The organism is Agreia pratensis, assembly GCF_900177685.1.
In the GTDB taxonomy this organism is placed as follows: domain Bacteria; phylum Actinomycetota; class Actinomycetes; order Actinomycetales; family Microbacteriaceae; genus Agreia; species Agreia pratensis.
Genome location: NZ_FXAY01000002.1, coordinates 579,918 through 595,579 on the forward strand (window position 1 = coordinate 579,918; position 15,662 = coordinate 595,579).

Sequence of the window (15,662 nt, forward strand, 5' to 3'; positions counted from 1 at the left end):
TGCGTGCGTAAACGACGCCGTGAAGAGCAGACTAACCTAACCCCATGGCTGTAGCTCTCGTTACGGGAGGAACGTCTGGCATCGGTGCTGCGTTCTCCCGGTCCCTCGCTGCGCAGGGATATGACCTCGTTCTCGTCGCTCGAAGCGTTCCGCGACTGGAGGAGATGGCCGACGAGATCCGTGCCCTCGGCCGTTCTGTCGAGATCTTCCCGGCCGACCTCGCCGATCGTGACGACGTCGCCCGCGTCGCCGAGCGACTCGAAGATGCGTCGAGACCGATCGACATGCTGGTCAACAACGCTGGATTCGGCGTGCACACGTCGCTCATCGACGCCGATGTCTCGGCCCACGACCGCGCCTTCGAGGTCATGTGCCGAGCCGTGCTCGTTCTCTCCGGCGCCGCCGCGCGTGGGATGCTGCCACGCGGCTCGGGAAAGATCGTGAACGTCTCGAGCACGGCGGGTTTCGTGACCATGGGCGCGTATTCGGCGCTCAAGGCGTGGGTCACCTCGTTCACGGAGGGGCTCGCGGTCGAGCTGCGCGGCACGGGTATCGGCGTGACGGCCCTCTGCCCGGGCTGGGTGCACACCGAGTTTCACGAGCGCGCCGGAATCAAGGCGTCGAGCATTCCAAACTTCTTGTGGCTCGACGCCGAACAACTTGTCACGGCATGCTTGCGCGACGTTGACCGAGGCAGGGTAATCTCCATACCGACTGTTCGGTACCGAACCCTCATCTGGTTGGCTCGCCACGCACCGAGGAGTGCGATTCGCGCAGTCTCCGGGTCGATTTCCTCGAGTCGAAAGAAGCCGGTCACCTAGATGGCTGAATTAGAACCCGCGTCAGCAAGACGCCCCGGCGATGTCGCCGGTGAGCGTGATCGATTCAACTCGCCCGGAGTCGCGGCGGCCCGTTTCGTCGTGCAGCGCGGGCTCTTGAAGCCCCTCATCTGGTCGCTCACCCGCGTCACCGTGATCGGCCGGGAGAAGCTCAAAGACGTAGCCGGGGGTTTCGTGGTCGTCGCGAATCACTCTAGCCATCTGGATGCGCCGCTCATCGTCGGCTCGCTCCCACGCCGCCTCGCGCGCTACCTTGCCACCGGCGCCGCAGCCGACTACTTCTTCGCGGTGTGGTGGAGACGCGGTCTCACCGCCCTGTTCTTCAACGCTTTTCCCGTGAAGCGCATGGAATCGAAGGCCAAGTCGATCAGCGCACGCTCGCTGCTGTCGCGTGGAATCCCGATCCTGATCTTCCCCGAGGGAACACGATCGAAAGACGGCGAGGTCGGAGCGTTCAAGCCCGGAGCCGCGGCGCTCGCGGCGTCGTGCGACGTTCCGACCATTCCCATGGCTCTCATCGGTGCCCATGTCGCCCACCCGCGCGGAGCGAACTGGCCCCGTCGGGGCCGTCACCCGGTCGGCGTCGTCTTCGGTGAGCCGCTTCGCCCCGTCGCGGGGGAGACCCCGGGGCATTTCGCCGAGCGCACGAAACAAGAGATCCTGCGCCTGCGTGACCTTCATTCCGCGACTATCCTTGGCCAGTCCCCACGATCTAGAGGAGCCCTGCAATGAGCGATGTCAAGCACATGAAATGGTGGGGCTGGGGCGTCGACGGCGTCGCTTTCCACCACGAGAACAAGCCGGGCTTCGCGCCGTTCGTGAAGAAGAACCTCGGCCTCGACCTCAAGAAGACCAAGGGCGAGCCGCCGACATTCGCCGACATCGATGTTCCCTCCAGCCGCGCGGCGGAGTCCTTCGTTCTACTTCTGGCCGGAATCGTCGGGGACGAACATGTCGAGACCGACGACATGTCCCGGGTCGTGCACACCTTCGGCAAGAGCATCCGCGACCTCATCCGCGTTCGCACCAGCGCATTCCCGCGCGCGGTCGACGTTGTCGTATACCCGGCCAACGAGGCCGAGGTCCGCCTCATCGTCGACGCGGTCGTCGCATCCGACGCCGTGCTCATTCCGTTCGGTGGCGGCAGTAACATCGCCGGCAGCCTCGAGCCGCTCGCGGGCGAGGAGCGCACCGTGGTGTCGCTCGATCTCGGTCGACTCAACCGCGTCATCGAGCTCGACGCCGATTCGAGCCTCGCGCGCATCCAGGCCGGAGCCCAGGGTCCTGACCTCGAGGCCGAGCTGAATGAGGCCGGCTGGACCCTCGGACACTTCCCCGACAGCTTCACCCACTCCACGGTGGGCGGCTGGGTGGCGACGCGCTCATCCGGAATGCAGAGCGACAAGTTCGGCGACATCGCCGACATCGCGAAAGGCCTGCGTGTGGTGCGCCCCGGCGGAGTGCTCGTTCTGCGCCCGCTGCCCAGCACCTCGACCGGCCCCAGCGTGCGCGAGATGATTCTCGGCAGCGAGGGGCGCCTCGGCGTCATCACCGAGGTCACCGTGCAGATCCACCGCATCCCGGCCAAGCGCGAGATCCTCGCCTATCTCTATCCCACCTGGGATGCCGGACTGGCGGCCATGCGCGAGATCTCCGAGAGCGACGCCACGCCCTCGATCACCCGCGTCTCCGACGGTAATGAGACGCTGTTCTCGTTCGCCACGTCGAAGAAGAGCAAGGGTTTCTCGGCGCTCGCCACGAAGGGCCTCGGCGTCTTCTTGAAGGCCAAGGGCTGGGACACCGAGAAGATGTGCCTGTCGTTCGTCGGCAACGAGGGCGGCGAAGAGCTGGTGGCGACGAACCAGAAGATCATCGCCGGCATCGTCAAGAAGCACGGCGGCATCACGGTGGGCAAGGGCCCGGGCGTGCTCTACGACCAGAAGAAGTTCGACACCCCGTACATCCGTGACTGGTTCCTCGACTGGGGAGGGTCTGCAGACGTCTCCGAGACGGCGGCTCCGTGGTCGAAGCTTCCCGAGCTCTACCGCAACGTGATCGCCAGCGCCAATCACGCGTTCGACGAGATCGGCGTCAAGGGCTGGATCATGGCGCACCTCTCGCACTCGTACACCTCGGGTGCCTGCCTGTACTTCACGTTCGCGTACCTCGACACCGGCGACGCCATCACGAACTACGACGTGGTCAAGAGTGCGATTCAGCAGGCGTTCATCGACGCCGGCGGAACGCTGTCTCACCACCACGGCGTCGGCCTCGAGCACGCTCCGTGGATGGAACAGGACATCTCGACCGAGGGCGTGAAGGTCATGCGCGGTCTCTTCGGAGCTGTCGACCCCGGTCGCCACTTCAACCCGGGCAAGGTTCTGCTCGACGAATGATGCGTGCCCGTCTCGGCGGCCCCGTCGGAGCGGCGGGGCTCGTCGTCGTCGGGCTCGCGTGCCAAGAGGTGGGTGCGGCATTCGCCGTGCTGCTGTTCCCGAGCGTGGGCGCGCTCGGGATGGTCGCGCTGCGCCTGACCTTCTCCGCCCTCATCCTTCTCGCGATCGCGCGACCGTCGGTGCGAGGCCGCAGCCGCGGCGACTGGATGACGGTGGTGCTGTTCGGCGTGGCCCTCGCGGTGATGAACGGGTTGTTCTACGAGGCGCTCGCGCGCATCCCGCTGGGCGCCGCGGTGACCATCGAGGTTCTCGGGCCGCTCGTGCTCTCGGTGGCCACGAGCCGACGCGCATCCAGTTGGCTCTGGGCGGTGCTCGCCTTCGTCGGCGTCTTTCTGCTGGGGCAGGGCAGCTTCGGCGAGCTCGACCCCGTGGGCGTGCTCTTCGCCGCGGGGGCCGGAGCGAGCTGGGCCGGCTACATCCTGCTGTCGTCACGCACGGGCAGTCGCTTCGCCCGGCTCGACGGCCTCGCGCTGGCCATGACCATCGGTGCCGTTCTCACCCTTCCGCTCGGAGTCGCCGCCGCCGGCCCCGTGATCGTGCGACCCGACATCCTGCTTCTCGGGGCGGCTGTCGCAATCCTGTCGTCGACGATTCCGTACGCCCTCGAGCTGTTCGCGCTACGACGCATCCCCTCGTCGACCTTCGCGATTCTGATGAGCCTGGCCCCCGCGATCGCAGCTCTCGCCGGTGTCGTGCTCTTGGCTCAGCACATCTCGCTTGTCGGAGTTCTGGCCATCGCGCTCGTCGTGACCGCGAGCATCGGAGCGGTGCGCAGCGCGGGGCCGGGAGCTACTCCCGTCGCTCGTGCCGACGTGGTTTGAGCCGCGCTGGAGCATCCAGAGCATCGGGGAAATCGCAGCTGAAAGTGCCCTCGTAGCCGAAGAGGAAGCCGAACCAGCGATTGCGTACCTCGAGCTTCATCCGATACAGCCGAGCCTCGTCGTCGTAGCTCTCGTGCAGCTCTGCGCGCCCGCTGAACAGCATCGGAAAACGGAACGCGAAGGGGCCTTCGTAGAAGCGCTGCGCGTCTGAGAGCAGCACCAGGGAGCCGTCGTCGTTCACCGTGAGATCGAGGTCGACAGCCAGGTGCTGGTGTGTGCCGAGGTAGTCGATTACGCGCCCCGCACGCTCGCTGTAGATCATGGTGGCGTCGAAGCGATGAGGTCGCGGGCCCGCGCCGTAGCTCCGCACGAACGTGACCGTCTCGCGCCCGAACGGATCGCGATAGGGGTAGTTCTCGATGCTGAACGGAACGTTCTCACCCTGAATCGGCACGAGGATGTTGCGGATGCGGCCGATCCAGAGAAAGGGCACTGTCCACCAGGGCCCTCGTCGGATGCGGGTCATCGTGCCGGTGCCCACGCACCCGTAGCCCGCGTCGAGTCCGACGCCGAACCGCTTCTGCATCATCGGGTGCAGCCGCTCGAATTGCTCGCCGAGCGCCAGCGCGAAGACGGCGGTCACTTCTGGACCAGCCCTGCAAGCGACGCGGGGGCGTCGGACATCGCGTCGTGGTCGCGTGGGGCGCGCGCCGGGCGGGAGCGGCAGCGCGAGGCCTTCGGCCTATCTGCCCTCCAGAATGCTGCGACGGATGCGATCGGCCAGGATTCCGGCGGCGTTCCGGTCTCGGCCCAGATGCGCAGGCGGTCGAAGCTCCATGCGGTCATCCACCACACCACGCGACGCAGCACGACCCGGTCGAGCAGCGCTCCGGCTCGACCGGCGAAGGGCACGTAGTCGTAACCCGTGGTGAACGTGGTCGAGCCGTCGGCGTTCGGCACATAGCGCCAGTAGCCTCGGCCGGAGGCCAGGGGCGAGAGCGGATCGCGGGTCGAGAACACGAGCGCTGAGGTTCGGGCGCCGCCCGTGCCGGTGCGCTCGCCGAGGGAGACTCCGGTGCCGCGAATCGTGTGGAACGGCAACCGCCGCTCATAGCGGAACCGAGAGGGCGAGTCGGTTCCCTCGGATCGGTCGGCCTCGGGCGCGATCAGGCTGAATCGAAGGTCCCAGCGCGAGTGCAGTTCTGGGGTCTGCGTGAGGCGCCAGACTTCGTCGATGTCGGCCTCGATCGTGGTCTCGACGTACAGTGCGCGGTTCTGCCGAACCATAGCGTGCTCCTTCGAATCGTTCCGTCTGCCAGCGTAGTGTCGGTGCAGCAGACCGTCGACGTAAGGAGAACCCCGATGCCACTGACAGGCGAGTACGAACCGAGCACCTCTGACTGGGCGCGCAAGCAGGTCGAGGAGTACGAGGGCTCGGGAGGCACCAGCGGCACGACGATGCGGGGCATGCCGGTGATCGTGCTGACCTCTGTGGGCGCCAAGACAGGCAAGCTGCGCAAAACAGCCCTGATGCGGGTCGAGCACAACGGCGAGTACGCGGTCGTGGCATCCCTCGGAGGCGCCCCGAAGCATCCGGTCTGGTATTTCAATCTTCTGGCCGAGCCGCACGTCGAGCTGCAGGATGGACCGGAGAAGCGTGACTATCTGGCCCGTGAGGTCACCGGCGAGGAGAAGGCGCTCTGGTGGGAGCGGGCAGTCGCGGCCTACCCCGACTATGCGGACTACCAGGTGAAGACCGAGCGAGAGATCCCGGTCTTCGTGCTCACGCCCATCGACTCCGACGCTCGGTAGGCGCGCGCTCAGCCAGCACCTATCTATGCTTGAGGCACCCCGTGTAGCGCGAGAACCGCCAAGGAGACACCATGTCGTACCCCCCGAGCACCCCTCAGACCCCCGCCGGTTGGTACCCCGATCCCTCGGGAACAGGCCGCCGGCGTTGGTGGGATGGCCACGGCTGGACCGAGCACTATGAACCGGCGGTGAGCGAGACGACCTGGCCCGTGAACGGTGCTGCAGCCGGCTACGCGCAGAGCGCTCAGGTGGGATCCAACCCTGCCGCGGCGTACGCGCCGGTCGGCGCACCTCGACCAGTGGCTCAGGGCACCCCGGTGTACACGGCCTTCATCTGGCTGATCACTCTGCTTCCACTGCTCTCGATCATCGGCGTCGCGCTGTGGGATACCGATGCCTATATGCGCGCCTCGCTCAACTCCGCGAGCGATCCGTTTGCGCAGTACACCGACCCGGGCTACCTGCTCATCCAGGGTCTTGGATTCGTCATCTACGGCGTCTCTGTGCTGCTGGCCTACTTCGACTGGAAAACGCTGAAAGCACGGGGATTCGATCGACCGTTCCACTGGGCATGGACCTTTATCGGCGGAACCGTGTACATCATCGGCCGAACAGTCGTCGTTCGGCGTCGGGCGGGCGGCGGCGCAATGGCGCCTATCTGGATCACTATCGGCGTCGTCGTTCTGTCGCTGATCGTGGTGACGGTCAAGATCGTCGCCATGGTGAATGTCGCGGTCTCGTACGTGAATTCCTACTGACGCCGAATTCTCCCAAGTCGCCTGGTTGGTCGGCCATGCACACGTGCAGGGCCTATCGTCGAGTCAAGGGTCATCCGGGCTCTCGAAACGAGGATGCACCATGGGCGAGAAATCAGCACGCAAGGCCGTCGCCAAGCCGGCAGCACGCTCTCTCAAAGAGAAGCGAGCAGATAAGAAGACCAAAAGCGGAGCTGCGAATCACTCCTCCGACGCTGTGACCAACGTCAAGAAGAAGTAGCCTCCGCGGTTCAGAACGACAGCGGCGAGCTCGCTGAGAACCCCGGCAGGATCAAGAAGGTCGCGCTGCCCGTCGGCGTGGCGTACTTCATCAGATCGTCGTTCTCGTCGAGCCGCTGCTGCGTCGCAACGAACGTGCGCAGGGTGTTCTGAAAGCAGATGAACGCCAGGCCTGCATCGGCCTCGCCGTTGGGGAGCAGCCCGTCGTCGAAAGCGTAACCTCGTCGCAGCATCAGCGATGATCCTGTGAACGACGGGTGTGCCGCGCGCGCGTGACTGCGCAGCGGAGTGATGAATTCGCCCTCCGGTGTCTTCGCGTTCAGATCGACCTCGCCGTCTTTCAGCCCGCCTGAAAGCGGAGTCCCGTCGATGCGCTCGCGCCCGATGACCCGCTCCTGCGCGGTCGTTTTCAGGGCGGCGAAGCCGGCGGTATCGAGCCGCAGCCGCCGGATGACGCAGATGGTGCCCGCGGCCAGCGCGGCGACGGCGGTTCCCGTTCCGATCCACACGTTCTCGGCGAGTTCTTCGTCGCCGTGAGGCACGATGATGCCGTCGAGGAACCCGAACGGGTTGCGCACGACGCCGTGCTCGCCGTGTCCGCGGAACAGGCGCTGGCGCCAGCGCGGGGTGGCACCCGGCACGAGCGTCAGCAGATCGTCGCCCACAGCCGTGAGCACGCTGGGGTCGTCGGAGTAGAGAGCGAGCAGCAGATCGCCGCCTCGGCGGTGCGACTCGATCGTCTCGTCGCCGGCGAATGAGGGAAGGTCCTCGGCGCCCGGCATCGAGGAGTCACGTGCCGCAACGATCCGTGGCCCCAGGCCGACCGTCACCGTCAGATCGCCCGGGCCGTCGGGCAGCACGTCGGTCGGCTTCGATGTCGTGGTCAGCTCGAGGATCCGCTGGCCGAGTGCACCGAGCCATGAGGTGTCGGTGCTGTCGAGATCGCAGACGAGCAGCAGGCCGAAATGCTGCGGGGTCGCGGGACGCGCGATTCCCGCCTGATATCGACCGCTCGCGGGCACCGGCTGGCCGGAGGATCCTGCGGGCGTGCCACCGGCATCCGATGGTTTTGTCTCACCGGGCCAGGAGCCCGTCGCCGTGAGCGCGCCCGCGGCACCGGCGGCGCCAGCACCGACCGCGACACCGAGTGCGCCGAGCAGTGCGCGACGGCTGGGGCCCTTGGGCGCTTCTGCGCCTGTCATCGCGTTCCCGTGCTGCTGGCGAGCAGATCTGCGGCGGGAAGCGCGGCGCTGGACGCGTCGAACGAGCTCGCGGGACCGGTCTTCGGCAGAGCATCGGGAACTGTGGTCAGCTCGCCGTCGATGTTCGGCTGCGGAATGGGCTGGCCCACCTTGAGGAACGACACCCCGGCGGGCGCCTGCACGGCAGGCAGAGCCGAGGCGGGAACGCCGGCAGAAGCGCCGGCCGAGCAGGATGCCGCCAGGTCGGCGGGAAGCACGGTGAGACCTGCGTCGGGGGTGATGCAGGTCGTGGTCGTGGGGCTCCGAGCAGCCGCGACATCCGCGACGTCGACCCCGTTGCCCGAGAGGGAGTTGTCTGTCAGGCGCGTTCCTGTCGTGGCGATGTCCTCGGTATTCGACAGTTGCACGCCCGACACGCTGTTGCCCGAGATGATGTTGCGTTCGAGGGTGTCGCTCTGCGCTCCTGAGAGACCCACGCCGATGCCGAAGCCGCCTTGCGCTTGAGCTGGGGAGTCGGCGGAGTTGTTGTCGGAGATCACGTTGCCGACCACCGTTGCGCCGCGCTGTGGAACGAAGGCCTCCTGGTACCAGCTGAGCAGGGTGAGTCCAACGCGGTTGCCCGAGAACCTGTTACCCGTGATGACCACGGAGTCCGAAGCGTTCGCGTTCTCATATCCGATGGCGTTGCGCTCGGCCACATTGCCGGCGACGAGGATCGAGCAGTTCTGGCACTGGCCCACATAGAAGCCGGAATCCGCCGAACCCGAGGCGTAATTGTTGCTCAGCACGCCGTTCTGCGAGTTGAAGGCGTAGATACCGTAGAGGCCGTTGTTCGTGGCTGTGACGTGGTCGACCTCGAAGCGCTGCAGGGGAGGGAACTTCTTGGGGTCGAGCTTCTGATAACCCGTGAGGTTGTGTGCCTGAGGGCCGTTCTCGTCGTGCATCCCCGTGACGAGTACACCGTTGAAGGTGTGCCTGGTCACCGTGAGGTTCTGCACTCGAACGCCGTCGGCGATCACTTGGATTCCGTTGGCGCGGAGACCCTCTCCGTCGATGATCACGCCGTCGCGGTCGAGACCGCGCAGAGTGATGTTCTTCGTCTTCACCGTGACCTCTTCGGTGTAGGTGCCGGGCGAGACGAGAACCATCCCTCCTTCGGGCACCTTATCGACGGCATCCTGAATCGTGGCGGCATCGGCCGGCACGCGCACGGTCGACGGCGAACCGTTGGTGGGGCCGGAGGGGGTGCTGTCGACGGCGCAGCCGCTCAGGGCGGCGACGAGCGCGAGTGCCAGTACTGCAGGGAGGATGCGAAAATTCACATCGCGAGTTTATCGTCACAGGATCGGCTATTTGGTGACAGACCGAACTCAGGCGCCCGTCGTACCGAAGAGGAGTCCGAGCAGATAGGTGACGGCCGCTGCACCGTAGCCGATGGCGAGCTGGCGCAGCCCGCGCTTGAGCGGGGAGGCGCCTGAGAGAATGCCCACGACAGCGCCGGTTCCGAGCAACGCAAGGCCCACGAGCGCCGCGGCGATCAGCAGCGCGGGCAGACCTTCGATGCCGAACAGATAGGGCAGAACGGGGATGACCGCTCCCGATGCGAAGAAGCAGAAGCTCGACAGGGCGGCGCTAAGTCCTGTGCCCACCGCCTCGTGCTCGTCGCTCTGCGCGTGCACAGCGGGGTCGGCCGTGAGCGCGAGGTCGTGAGTGCGCAACACCTCGCGAGCGTGCTCGTCTGCCTCGCTCTCGCTCATGCCCCGTGCTCGGTACACGAGGGCGAGCTCATTGGCATCCACGTCGAGGTCGGCGACGGCGGTGCGCGCCTCGGGATCGGGAGTGGACGACTCGAGCAGCTCTCGCTGCGAGCGTACGGAGACGTATTCGCCCGCCCCCATCGACAGGGCGCCGGCCAGGAGACCGGCCACTCCTGTCAGCAGCACCACATGTGTCGGCGCACCGCTCGCGGAAATGCCGATGACCAGGGCGAGGTTCGATACGAGTCCGTCGTTCGCGCCGAAAACCGCGGCTCTGAATGTTCCCGAGAGTCGCATGCGCCCCCGCGTCGCGAGTCCACGCACGACCTCTTCGTGGATGCGTTCGTCTGCTGCCATCGCGGCCGTCGCGTCGGAATCGCTGTCGTAGGGAGAGCGCCCCTCGGCTCGCTGCGCGAGCGCCAGGACGAAGACGGATCCGAACCGCCGAGCCAAGAATCCGAGCACTCGGGTACGCAGAGCGCCACGCATCGTCGCCCCTGCTCCGTCTCCGAGAAGGGCGCGCCAATGCGCTTCATGCCGTGCCTCCGCGTCAGCGAGTGCCAGCAGGATCTCTCGTTCTTCGCCCGAGCGCCGCTGCGCCAGGTCTCTGTAGACGGCCGCCTCCAGCTGCTCGTCGGCGAGATAGCGCCGCCACCGTCGGATATCGGCGGCACTCGGCGCAGCGGAGACCGGCCGTTCAGGAACCGATGCGCCCACCGTGGGTCAATTCGAGGCTGCGGCGGCGCGCTGGCTCTCCTGGCGAGCGAGGTGGGCTGCCTTGCGGGCCTTCTCCTCGTTCAGCTGCTTGACGCGGGCTGCTTCGCGGCGCACTTCGGCCTGCGTCGCGCGCTCGCGCACGAGCCACTCAGGACGGTTCGCCAGCAGATCCTGGATCTCGGCGGTGGTGAGCGGCTCGGTGACGCCGCCGCGGGCGAGGCCCGAGATGGTGACTCCGAGCTTCGACGCCACGATCTGGCGCGGATGCGGGCCGTTGAGTCGCAACTGCACGACCCACTCCGGGGGTGTGGCGAGCAGTTCGTCGAGCTCGGTGCGCGACACCGTGCCCTGCTGGAAGTCGGCGGGCGTCGCATCCAGAAGCACGCCGAGCTTCTTGGCCGCGGTGGCGGGCTTCATTGTCTGGGGGGTTTTCGCGGGCGTCATGATGCCAAGGGTAGCCTGAGACCTGACCGGCTGCCCGGTCACAAGCCTTCGAGGAGCCCTGTGGACATCGATCCGACCACCCTGAGATGGTTTTCCGCCGTCGCCACGGAGCTGCACTTCGGTCGTGCGGCCCTCTCGCTGGGCATTGCCCGAACCCGTCTGAGCAAGGCCGTCGTCGACCTCGAGGCTCAGCTCGGCTACCCGCTGTTCGACCGCGAACAGCCCGGTACACAGCTCACGGATGCTGGTCGCTCGCTTCTCGAGGCTGCTCCCGAGCTGATCGTGGCGGGAGACGAGCGGGCCGCCCTTGCGGCGGAAGAGGCGGCGCGGCCGGTTCCGTTCCGGATCTCCTTCGTACCCGGTGTCACGATCACGAAGTGGACGACGGAGTGGGAGTCGCGCTACCCCGACATTCCTCTGGTGGTGCTTCCGACACCCGGAGACGAGGCGGTGTCTGTGCTGCGCGAAAGCTCCGTCGACGTCGCGTTCGTGCGCCTGCCTATCGACCGCGACGGGCTCAGCGCCATCCGTCTCTATGACGAGGTGCCCGTCGTCGTCGTCGCGAAAGACAACCCTCTTTCGACGCTCGAGGAGGTTCGCCTCGCTGAGCTCGCAGACGAGCACCTGATTCAGCACCCCGACGAGGTCGACGGCTGGTCAGACATCGCGACCGAGATGATCGAGGGGACTCGGCCCGATCTGCCCGAGCCGGCCTCGGTCGAGGACGCACTCGATCTGGTGGCCGCGGGAACGGGCATCGTCGTGCTACCGCACTCTGTCGCCCGGTTACACGCGCGCAAAGACGTGGTGGCCAGGCCGGTGCTCGACCTGCCCGAGACCCAGATCGCGCTCTGCTGGCTGGCCGGCGACCCGAGCGATCGCATCGAGGAATTCATCGGAATCGTACGCGGGCGGCGAGCCACGAGTTCTCGCGCCCCGGCGCCCGCTGCCACTCCGGGTCAGGGCAGCGACGAGAAGACAGCGAAGGCAGAGCCCAAGAAAGCTCGCACCGGCGCGAAAGGAGCCAAGGGAGCGAAGGGTGGCGCGAAAGGCGCGGCCGCCAAGACACCGCGCCCTCTGGGAACGGCGCGCAAGCCGCGACCCTCGGGTGGTTACCGCCAGAAGGGTCGCTAGCCACGCGCTCGACGTACGGAAGAATGAGGCGGGTGACTTCCTCTCGCCATTTCGGACTGCTTCTCGACGTCGACGGGCCGATCGCCAGCCCGGTGACCCGTTCCATCAACGTGCCGTCGATCGGTCGTGATCTCGTGGCGTTGGCGAACGCGGGGGTTCCGGTGATCTTCAACACTGGGCGCTCGGATGCGTTCATCGCCGACGAGGTCGTCGCGCCGTTGCTGGCAGCCGGGCTGCAGGAACACGCGCGCGTCTTCGCCATCTGCGAGAAGGGCGCGACCTGGTTCGCGATCACGCCCGAGGGCGCCGGGGAGCTGTCGATCGATGCCTCGCTCGCGCCGCCGCCCGGATTCGATGACGACGTGCGAGCGCTCGTAGCAGGGCGCTACGCAGATCTCGTCTTCTACGACGAGACCAAGCGCGCGACCGTGACCTTCGAGCAGCGCATCGACGTGTCGAAAGAGTCGTTCCTCGCGCGCCAACTCGAGATCGACGAGGCCGCGATCGCGCTCCTGAACGCCCGCGGTTTCGGGGCGCGACGCGGCGCGGTCGACTATCCCGACGCATCCGGGGCTGTGCAGTATCGAGCCGACCCGTCGATCATCTCGACCGACTTCGAGTCGCTCAGGGTCGGCAAGGACTTCGGGGCGGAGCGCGCACTCATGCTGCTCGAGGGAACAGGACCGATGCCCGCGGAGTGGCGCACCATGGGCGACTCGCGCGGCGACTATGCCATGGCCACCTGGCTGCACGAGCGGGGCGAAGCCGTAATGCACGTCGACGTTCGCCCGGAGGACGGGATCCCCGAGACCGCCTACGCGGTGCTCACGGCCGGCGCGCTCATCCACGACGACGCGGGCGCGGCGTTTCTCGCTCGCTGGGTCGAGATGCTCGACGACGAGAGGCTCAGCGACGGCGACCTCGCCTGACGAAGGGTGCACTGGGAGCCCGAGCTCGTCGAATAGCGACGAGGTCGTGCTGAGGCTGCACCAGATCGCGACCCTCGCTACGGGCGTCGGATGCGCGCGGCCGTTCCCCGAGTCACGGCCAGTAGATCCGCGGGCGCGAGCTCGATGTCGAAGCCGCGACGACCGCCCGATACCAGGATCGTGTCGAATTCCAGCGCCGAGTCGTCGAGCACTGTCGCAAGCGCGGTTCTCTGACCGAACGGGCTGATACCTCCCACGACGTAGCCGCTCTTGCGTTCGGCGAGCGCGAGATCGGCCATGGCTGCCCTCTTTCCACCGAGGGCCGACGCCAAGGCTTTGAGGTCGAGCATTCCGCTGACGGGCACGATGCCGATGCCGAGCCCCGCGTCGGTGTCGACCATCAGCGTCTTGAACACCCGCTCGGCGTCGATCCCGAGCGCCGTAGCAGCCTCGGTGCCGAAGTCGGTGACCGCAGGATCGTGCGTGTAGGCGTGCGGAACGAACGCGACGCCTGCTCTGGTCAGTGCCGCTGTGGCCGCGGTCGTGGGACCTGCCGCGGAAGGCTTCTTGGCCATCGCGCCTACGCCTCGGCCGCGACCAGCAGCGTCTGATCGAGGAACTCGCGCACTGCCGTGATCTCGTCGCCCACGATGCCGTGCCCGGCACCCGGGTACAGCCGAGCGTCGACCTCAGAGTGTGTCTCGAGCCACGTGGTCGTGCGAGCCACGGCCGACGGGGGAATGATCGGATCGCGCTCATCACGCCCCCAGAACACCCGGGGGCGCAGCGACTCGAGGGCAGCGTCGGCGGGCGCGTCGCCCGAGACGACGAAGCCGGAGAGGTTCACCGCGGAGGCAAAGCGCTCGGGCGCGTGACGCAGCAGCTGCAGGGCCATCGCGCCGCCCTGCGAGAAGCCGAGCGTGGAGACGGCAGCGGGCGCGCCATATTCGGTGGCGAGACCGTCGAGCCAGGTGAGCACCCCGCGCGCAGCGGCATCCACCCCCGCCGGCTCTGGGTTGCCGGGTTCGCCGATCTGGAACCAGGCGAAGCCGTTCTGGACAGGGGCGGGCGCGATGAGCGGTGCGCGCAGGCTCGCGCAGACGATTCCGCCGGGCAGGTACTGGGCGAGGGAGATGAGGTCGGCTTCGTGCGAGCCGTAGCCGTGCATGATCACGAGGAGCGGAGCGCCCCGAAGACGGGTCGCGACCTCGTCGCGGGGAATCGACCACACCACGGCCGAATCGTCGATGTGCGGCTGCGTGGGAGAGAAATCGGTCACGCGAACGACGTTACCGGATGCCCGCGTGAGCGCCGGAGGTCAGGAGCGGTTGCGGCTGAGCTCGTAGATCTTGACGAGCTCGTCGATGGCGCCTTCGCGGGTCTCGCCACCCGCCTCGAACATGTCTGTCACGTGGGTCTTCAGGTGGTTCTCGACCATCAGCTTGTTGAGGGAGCCGAGCGACTTCTGGATCGCGAGCGATTGCGTGATGATGTCGAGGCAGTAGTCCTCGCTCTCGATCATCTTCTCGAGGCCCCGAAGCTGCCCCTCCAGGATGCGTGTGCGGTGCAGGGCGCGCTTCTTGATGTCGTCGATCACCCGGCCAGAATACCCGCCTCGGCGGCGTACCTCCCCGGGGTACGCCGAAGCGTTATGTCTGGCATCGCGGGCACCAGTACACGTCACGCAGTTTCAGCTCGTCGGCACCGAGCTTGCCTGCCCGGATGCGCGTGCCGCAGCGACGGCACGGCTGGTTCTCGCGGCGATAGACCCAGCTCTGCCTCCCCGCGCGCAGGTCTCCGGTCGTCGACCGCTCGGTGCGGTCGCGGTTGACGAGAATCGCGCGGTGGGCGAGAGCGACCAGCGGCGGCACATCGACCGCAGAGACGGGGCGCGAGGGCAGTACGCCTCTGAGAAAACAGAGCTCGTTGGCGTAGACATTGCCGAGCCCGGCCAGGTTGCGCTGGTCGAGAAGGGCGACGTGAATCTCCTTCTCGGGGGAGGCTTCCACGAGAGCGACCGCGTGGGCTTCAGACGCAGTGCCCCAGTCGGGCGCCAGCACGTCTGGCCCCAGGTGACCGATGACGGAACTCTCGTCGTCGCGGTCGACGACATCGATGGTGCCGAGATCGAACCCCACGGCCACCCATTCGTCGGTGGTCAGGATGAGCCGGGCGGTCGAAGCGGGGCGCTTCCACCTGGACCCGTGTCGATAGAGGTGCCATGAGCCCTCCATCTTCAAGTGGCTGTGGATGCTGACCGTGTCGACCCTGGTGAGCAGGTGTTTTCCGATGCTGACGACGCTGTCGATCGTGCTGCCGGAGAGATCGATCTCCGCATAACGGGGTACTCGGAAGTCGGAGCTGAGGAGCGTTCGGCCAGCAAGAGCTGCATCCAGATGACGAGCCGTGCGGTAGACGGTATCTCCCTCGGGCATGGCTCCAGACTACGCGGACTCGGACCGCCCTGTTCTGGGGAGAGACATGTCTGGCCGGGGTGAAATCGCGGGTGAAATCACCCCTGTTCGAGCGCTACGGCCGTTTTCGGCGGCAAAAGTC

Annotated in this window: 19 protein-coding genes; 9 read left to right on the forward strand and 10 right to left on the reverse strand. The window is 66.8% G+C overall.

Going from position 1 to position 15,662, the window contains the following annotated elements; all coding sequences use genetic code 11:
• Positions 1 to 44: 44 nt before the first annotated feature.
• From B9Y86_RS08150 to B9Y86_RS08165, 4 genes are read left to right on the forward strand one after another with little or no spacing between them, the layout of a single operon-like run.
• Positions 45 to 821, forward strand: a complete 777-nt coding sequence (locus B9Y86_RS08150; protein WP_085484785.1) for an SDR family NAD(P)-dependent oxidoreductase — start codon at positions 45 to 47, stop codon at positions 819 to 821.
• Positions 822 to 1,571: a lysophospholipid acyltransferase family protein gene (locus B9Y86_RS08155; RefSeq protein ID WP_085484787.1), complete on the forward strand. Its 750-nt coding sequence runs from the start codon at positions 822 to 824 to the stop codon at positions 1,569 to 1,571.
• Positions 1,568 to 3,235 (forward strand): FAD-binding oxidoreductase, encoded by a 1,668-nt coding sequence (locus tag B9Y86_RS08160; RefSeq protein ID WP_085484789.1) that lies wholly within the window; start codon positions 1,568 to 1,570, stop codon positions 3,233 to 3,235. The genes B9Y86_RS08155 and B9Y86_RS08160 overlap by 4 nt, the downstream gene beginning before the upstream one ends.
• Positions 3,232 to 4,116: an EamA family transporter gene (locus tag B9Y86_RS08165; RefSeq protein WP_425319469.1), complete on the forward strand. Its 885-nt coding sequence runs from the start codon at positions 3,232 to 3,234 to the stop codon at positions 4,114 to 4,116. The genes B9Y86_RS08160 and B9Y86_RS08165 overlap by 4 nt, the downstream gene beginning before the upstream one ends.
• Here B9Y86_RS08165 and B9Y86_RS08170 read toward each other — a convergent pair.
• Entirely contained in the window at positions 4,085 to 4,759 is a 675-nt protein-coding gene (locus tag B9Y86_RS08170) for a DUF4166 domain-containing protein (protein WP_085484793.1), read from the reverse strand. The two genes, B9Y86_RS08165 and B9Y86_RS08170, sit on opposite strands and share 32 nt — an antisense overlap.
• Positions 4,756 to 5,403 (reverse strand): SRPBCC family protein, encoded by a 648-nt coding sequence (locus tag B9Y86_RS08175; RefSeq protein ID WP_085484795.1) that lies wholly within the window; start codon positions 5,401 to 5,403, stop codon positions 4,756 to 4,758. The genes B9Y86_RS08170 and B9Y86_RS08175 overlap by 4 nt, the downstream gene beginning before the upstream one ends.
• Before the next feature lie 75 nt (positions 5,404 to 5,478).
• Here B9Y86_RS08175 and B9Y86_RS08180 point away from each other — a divergent pair, with 75 nt between their 5' ends.
• From B9Y86_RS08180 to B9Y86_RS17550, 3 genes are all read left to right on the forward strand, one after another.
• Positions 5,479 to 5,928 (forward strand): nitroreductase family deazaflavin-dependent oxidoreductase, encoded by a 450-nt coding sequence (locus B9Y86_RS08180; RefSeq protein WP_085485350.1) that lies wholly within the window; start codon positions 5,479 to 5,481, stop codon positions 5,926 to 5,928.
• Between the two features lie 71 nt (positions 5,929 to 5,999).
• Positions 6,000 to 6,686 (forward strand): DUF2510 domain-containing protein, encoded by a 687-nt coding sequence (locus B9Y86_RS08185; protein WP_085484797.1) that lies wholly within the window; start codon positions 6,000 to 6,002, stop codon positions 6,684 to 6,686.
• A 100-nt stretch (positions 6,687 to 6,786) separates the two neighbouring features.
• A complete protein-coding gene (locus B9Y86_RS17550; protein ID WP_166428661.1) occupies positions 6,787 to 6,924 on the forward strand; it encodes a hypothetical protein in 138 nt (45 codons plus the stop codon).
• Positions 6,925 to 6,934: 10 nt separating this feature from the next.
• On the opposite strand, the gene B9Y86_RS08190 is transcribed toward B9Y86_RS17550, so the two are convergent.
• Genes B9Y86_RS08190 through B9Y86_RS08205 form a run of 4 tightly spaced genes read right to left on the reverse strand, consistent with a single transcriptional unit; the run spans position 6,935 to position 11,043 of the window.
• Entirely contained in the window at positions 6,935 to 8,125 is a 1,191-nt protein-coding gene (locus B9Y86_RS08190; protein WP_085484799.1) for a Dyp-type peroxidase, read from the reverse strand.
• Positions 8,122 to 9,447, reverse strand: a complete 1,326-nt coding sequence (locus B9Y86_RS08195; RefSeq protein ID WP_139824818.1) for a right-handed parallel beta-helix repeat-containing protein — start codon at positions 9,445 to 9,447, stop codon at positions 8,122 to 8,124. The genes B9Y86_RS08190 and B9Y86_RS08195 overlap by 4 nt, the downstream gene beginning before the upstream one ends.
• A gap of 48 nt (positions 9,448 to 9,495) precedes the next feature.
• Positions 9,496 to 10,599: a VIT1/CCC1 transporter family protein gene (locus B9Y86_RS08200; RefSeq protein ID WP_085484801.1), complete on the reverse strand. Its 1,104-nt coding sequence runs from the start codon at positions 10,597 to 10,599 to the stop codon at positions 9,496 to 9,498.
• Positions 10,600 to 10,605: 6 nt separating this feature from the next.
• Positions 10,606 to 11,043 carry a DUF5997 family protein gene (locus B9Y86_RS08205; protein ID WP_055779739.1) on the reverse strand — a complete coding sequence of 146 codons (438 nt, stop codon included), beginning with the start codon at positions 11,041 to 11,043 and terminating at the stop codon, positions 10,606 to 10,608.
• 60 nt (positions 11,044 to 11,103) lie between these two features.
• On the opposite strand from B9Y86_RS08205, the gene B9Y86_RS08210 reads away from it, so the two are divergent.
• The gene (locus B9Y86_RS08210) at positions 11,104 to 12,177 is read left to right on the forward strand and encodes a LysR family transcriptional regulator (protein ID WP_085484803.1); all 1,074 of its coding nucleotides are present in this window, start codon (positions 11,104 to 11,106) and stop codon (positions 12,175 to 12,177) included.
• Between the two features lie 23 nt (positions 12,178 to 12,200).
• Complete coding sequence (locus B9Y86_RS08215) at positions 12,201 to 13,106, forward strand: hypothetical protein (RefSeq protein ID WP_085484805.1); 906 nt, start codon at positions 12,201 to 12,203, stop codon at positions 13,104 to 13,106.
• A 77-nt stretch (positions 13,107 to 13,183) separates the two neighbouring features.
• On the opposite strand, the gene ybaK is transcribed toward B9Y86_RS08215, so the two are convergent.
• The 4 genes from ybaK to B9Y86_RS08235 are packed head-to-tail and all read right to left on the reverse strand — an operon-like array spanning position 13,184 to position 15,541.
• A complete protein-coding gene (ybaK, locus tag B9Y86_RS08220; protein ID WP_085484807.1) occupies positions 13,184 to 13,681 on the reverse strand; it encodes a Cys-tRNA(Pro) deacylase in 498 nt (165 codons plus the stop codon).
• A 5-nt stretch (positions 13,682 to 13,686) separates the two neighbouring features.
• Complete coding sequence (locus B9Y86_RS08225; RefSeq protein WP_244894684.1) at positions 13,687 to 14,385, reverse strand: alpha/beta hydrolase; 699 nt, start codon at positions 14,383 to 14,385, stop codon at positions 13,687 to 13,689.
• Between the two features lie 39 nt (positions 14,386 to 14,424).
• Positions 14,425 to 14,703, reverse strand: coding sequence for a metal-sensitive transcriptional regulator (locus B9Y86_RS08230; RefSeq protein ID WP_085484809.1), 279 nt, complete (start codon positions 14,701 to 14,703; stop codon positions 14,425 to 14,427).
• Positions 14,704 to 14,755: 52 nt separating this feature from the next.
• Positions 14,756 to 15,541 (reverse strand): DNA-formamidopyrimidine glycosylase family protein, encoded by a 786-nt coding sequence (locus B9Y86_RS08235; RefSeq protein ID WP_085484811.1) that lies wholly within the window; start codon positions 15,539 to 15,541, stop codon positions 14,756 to 14,758.
• Positions 15,542 to 15,662: the final 121 nt, after the last annotated feature.

Excerpts from the sequence above, each read along its gene's own strand:
- B9Y86_RS08185 (WP_085484797.1), top strand. The coding sequence starts at position 6,000 with ATGTCGTACCCCCCGAGCACCCCTCAGACCCCCGCCGGTTGGTACCCC.
- B9Y86_RS08160 (WP_085484789.1), top strand. The coding sequence starts at position 1,568 with ATGAGCGATGTCAAGCACATGAAATGGTGGGGCTGGGGCGTCGACGGC.
- B9Y86_RS08165 (WP_425319469.1), top strand. The coding sequence starts at position 3,232 with ATGATGCGTGCCCGTCTCGGCGGCCCCGTCGGAGCGGCGGGGCTCGTC.
- B9Y86_RS17550 (WP_166428661.1), top strand. The coding sequence starts at position 6,787 with ATGGGCGAGAAATCAGCACGCAAGGCCGTCGCCAAGCCGGCAGCACGC.
- B9Y86_RS08175 (WP_085484795.1), bottom strand. The coding sequence starts at position 5,403 with ATGGTTCGGCAGAACCGCGCACTGTACGTCGAGACCACGATCGAGGCC.
- B9Y86_RS08215 (WP_085484805.1), top strand. The coding sequence starts at position 12,201 with ATGAGGCGGGTGACTTCCTCTCGCCATTTCGGACTGCTTCTCGACGTC.
- B9Y86_RS08180 (WP_085485350.1), top strand. The coding sequence starts at position 5,479 with ATGCCACTGACAGGCGAGTACGAACCGAGCACCTCTGACTGGGCGCGC.
- B9Y86_RS08235 (WP_085484811.1), bottom strand. The coding sequence starts at position 15,541 with ATGCCCGAGGGAGATACCGTCTACCGCACGGCTCGTCATCTGGATGCA.
- ybaK (WP_085484807.1), bottom strand. The coding sequence starts at position 13,681 with ATGGCCAAGAAGCCTTCCGCGGCAGGTCCCACGACCGCGGCCACAGCG.
- B9Y86_RS08205 (WP_055779739.1), bottom strand. The coding sequence starts at position 11,043 with ATGACGCCCGCGAAAACCCCCCAGACAATGAAGCCCGCCACCGCGGCC.
- B9Y86_RS08190 (WP_085484799.1), bottom strand. The coding sequence starts at position 8,125 with ATGACAGGCGCAGAAGCGCCCAAGGGCCCCAGCCGTCGCGCACTGCTC.
- B9Y86_RS08150 (WP_085484785.1), top strand. The coding sequence starts at position 45 with ATGGCTGTAGCTCTCGTTACGGGAGGAACGTCTGGCATCGGTGCTGCG.
- B9Y86_RS08155 (WP_085484787.1), top strand. The coding sequence starts at position 822 with ATGGCTGAATTAGAACCCGCGTCAGCAAGACGCCCCGGCGATGTCGCC.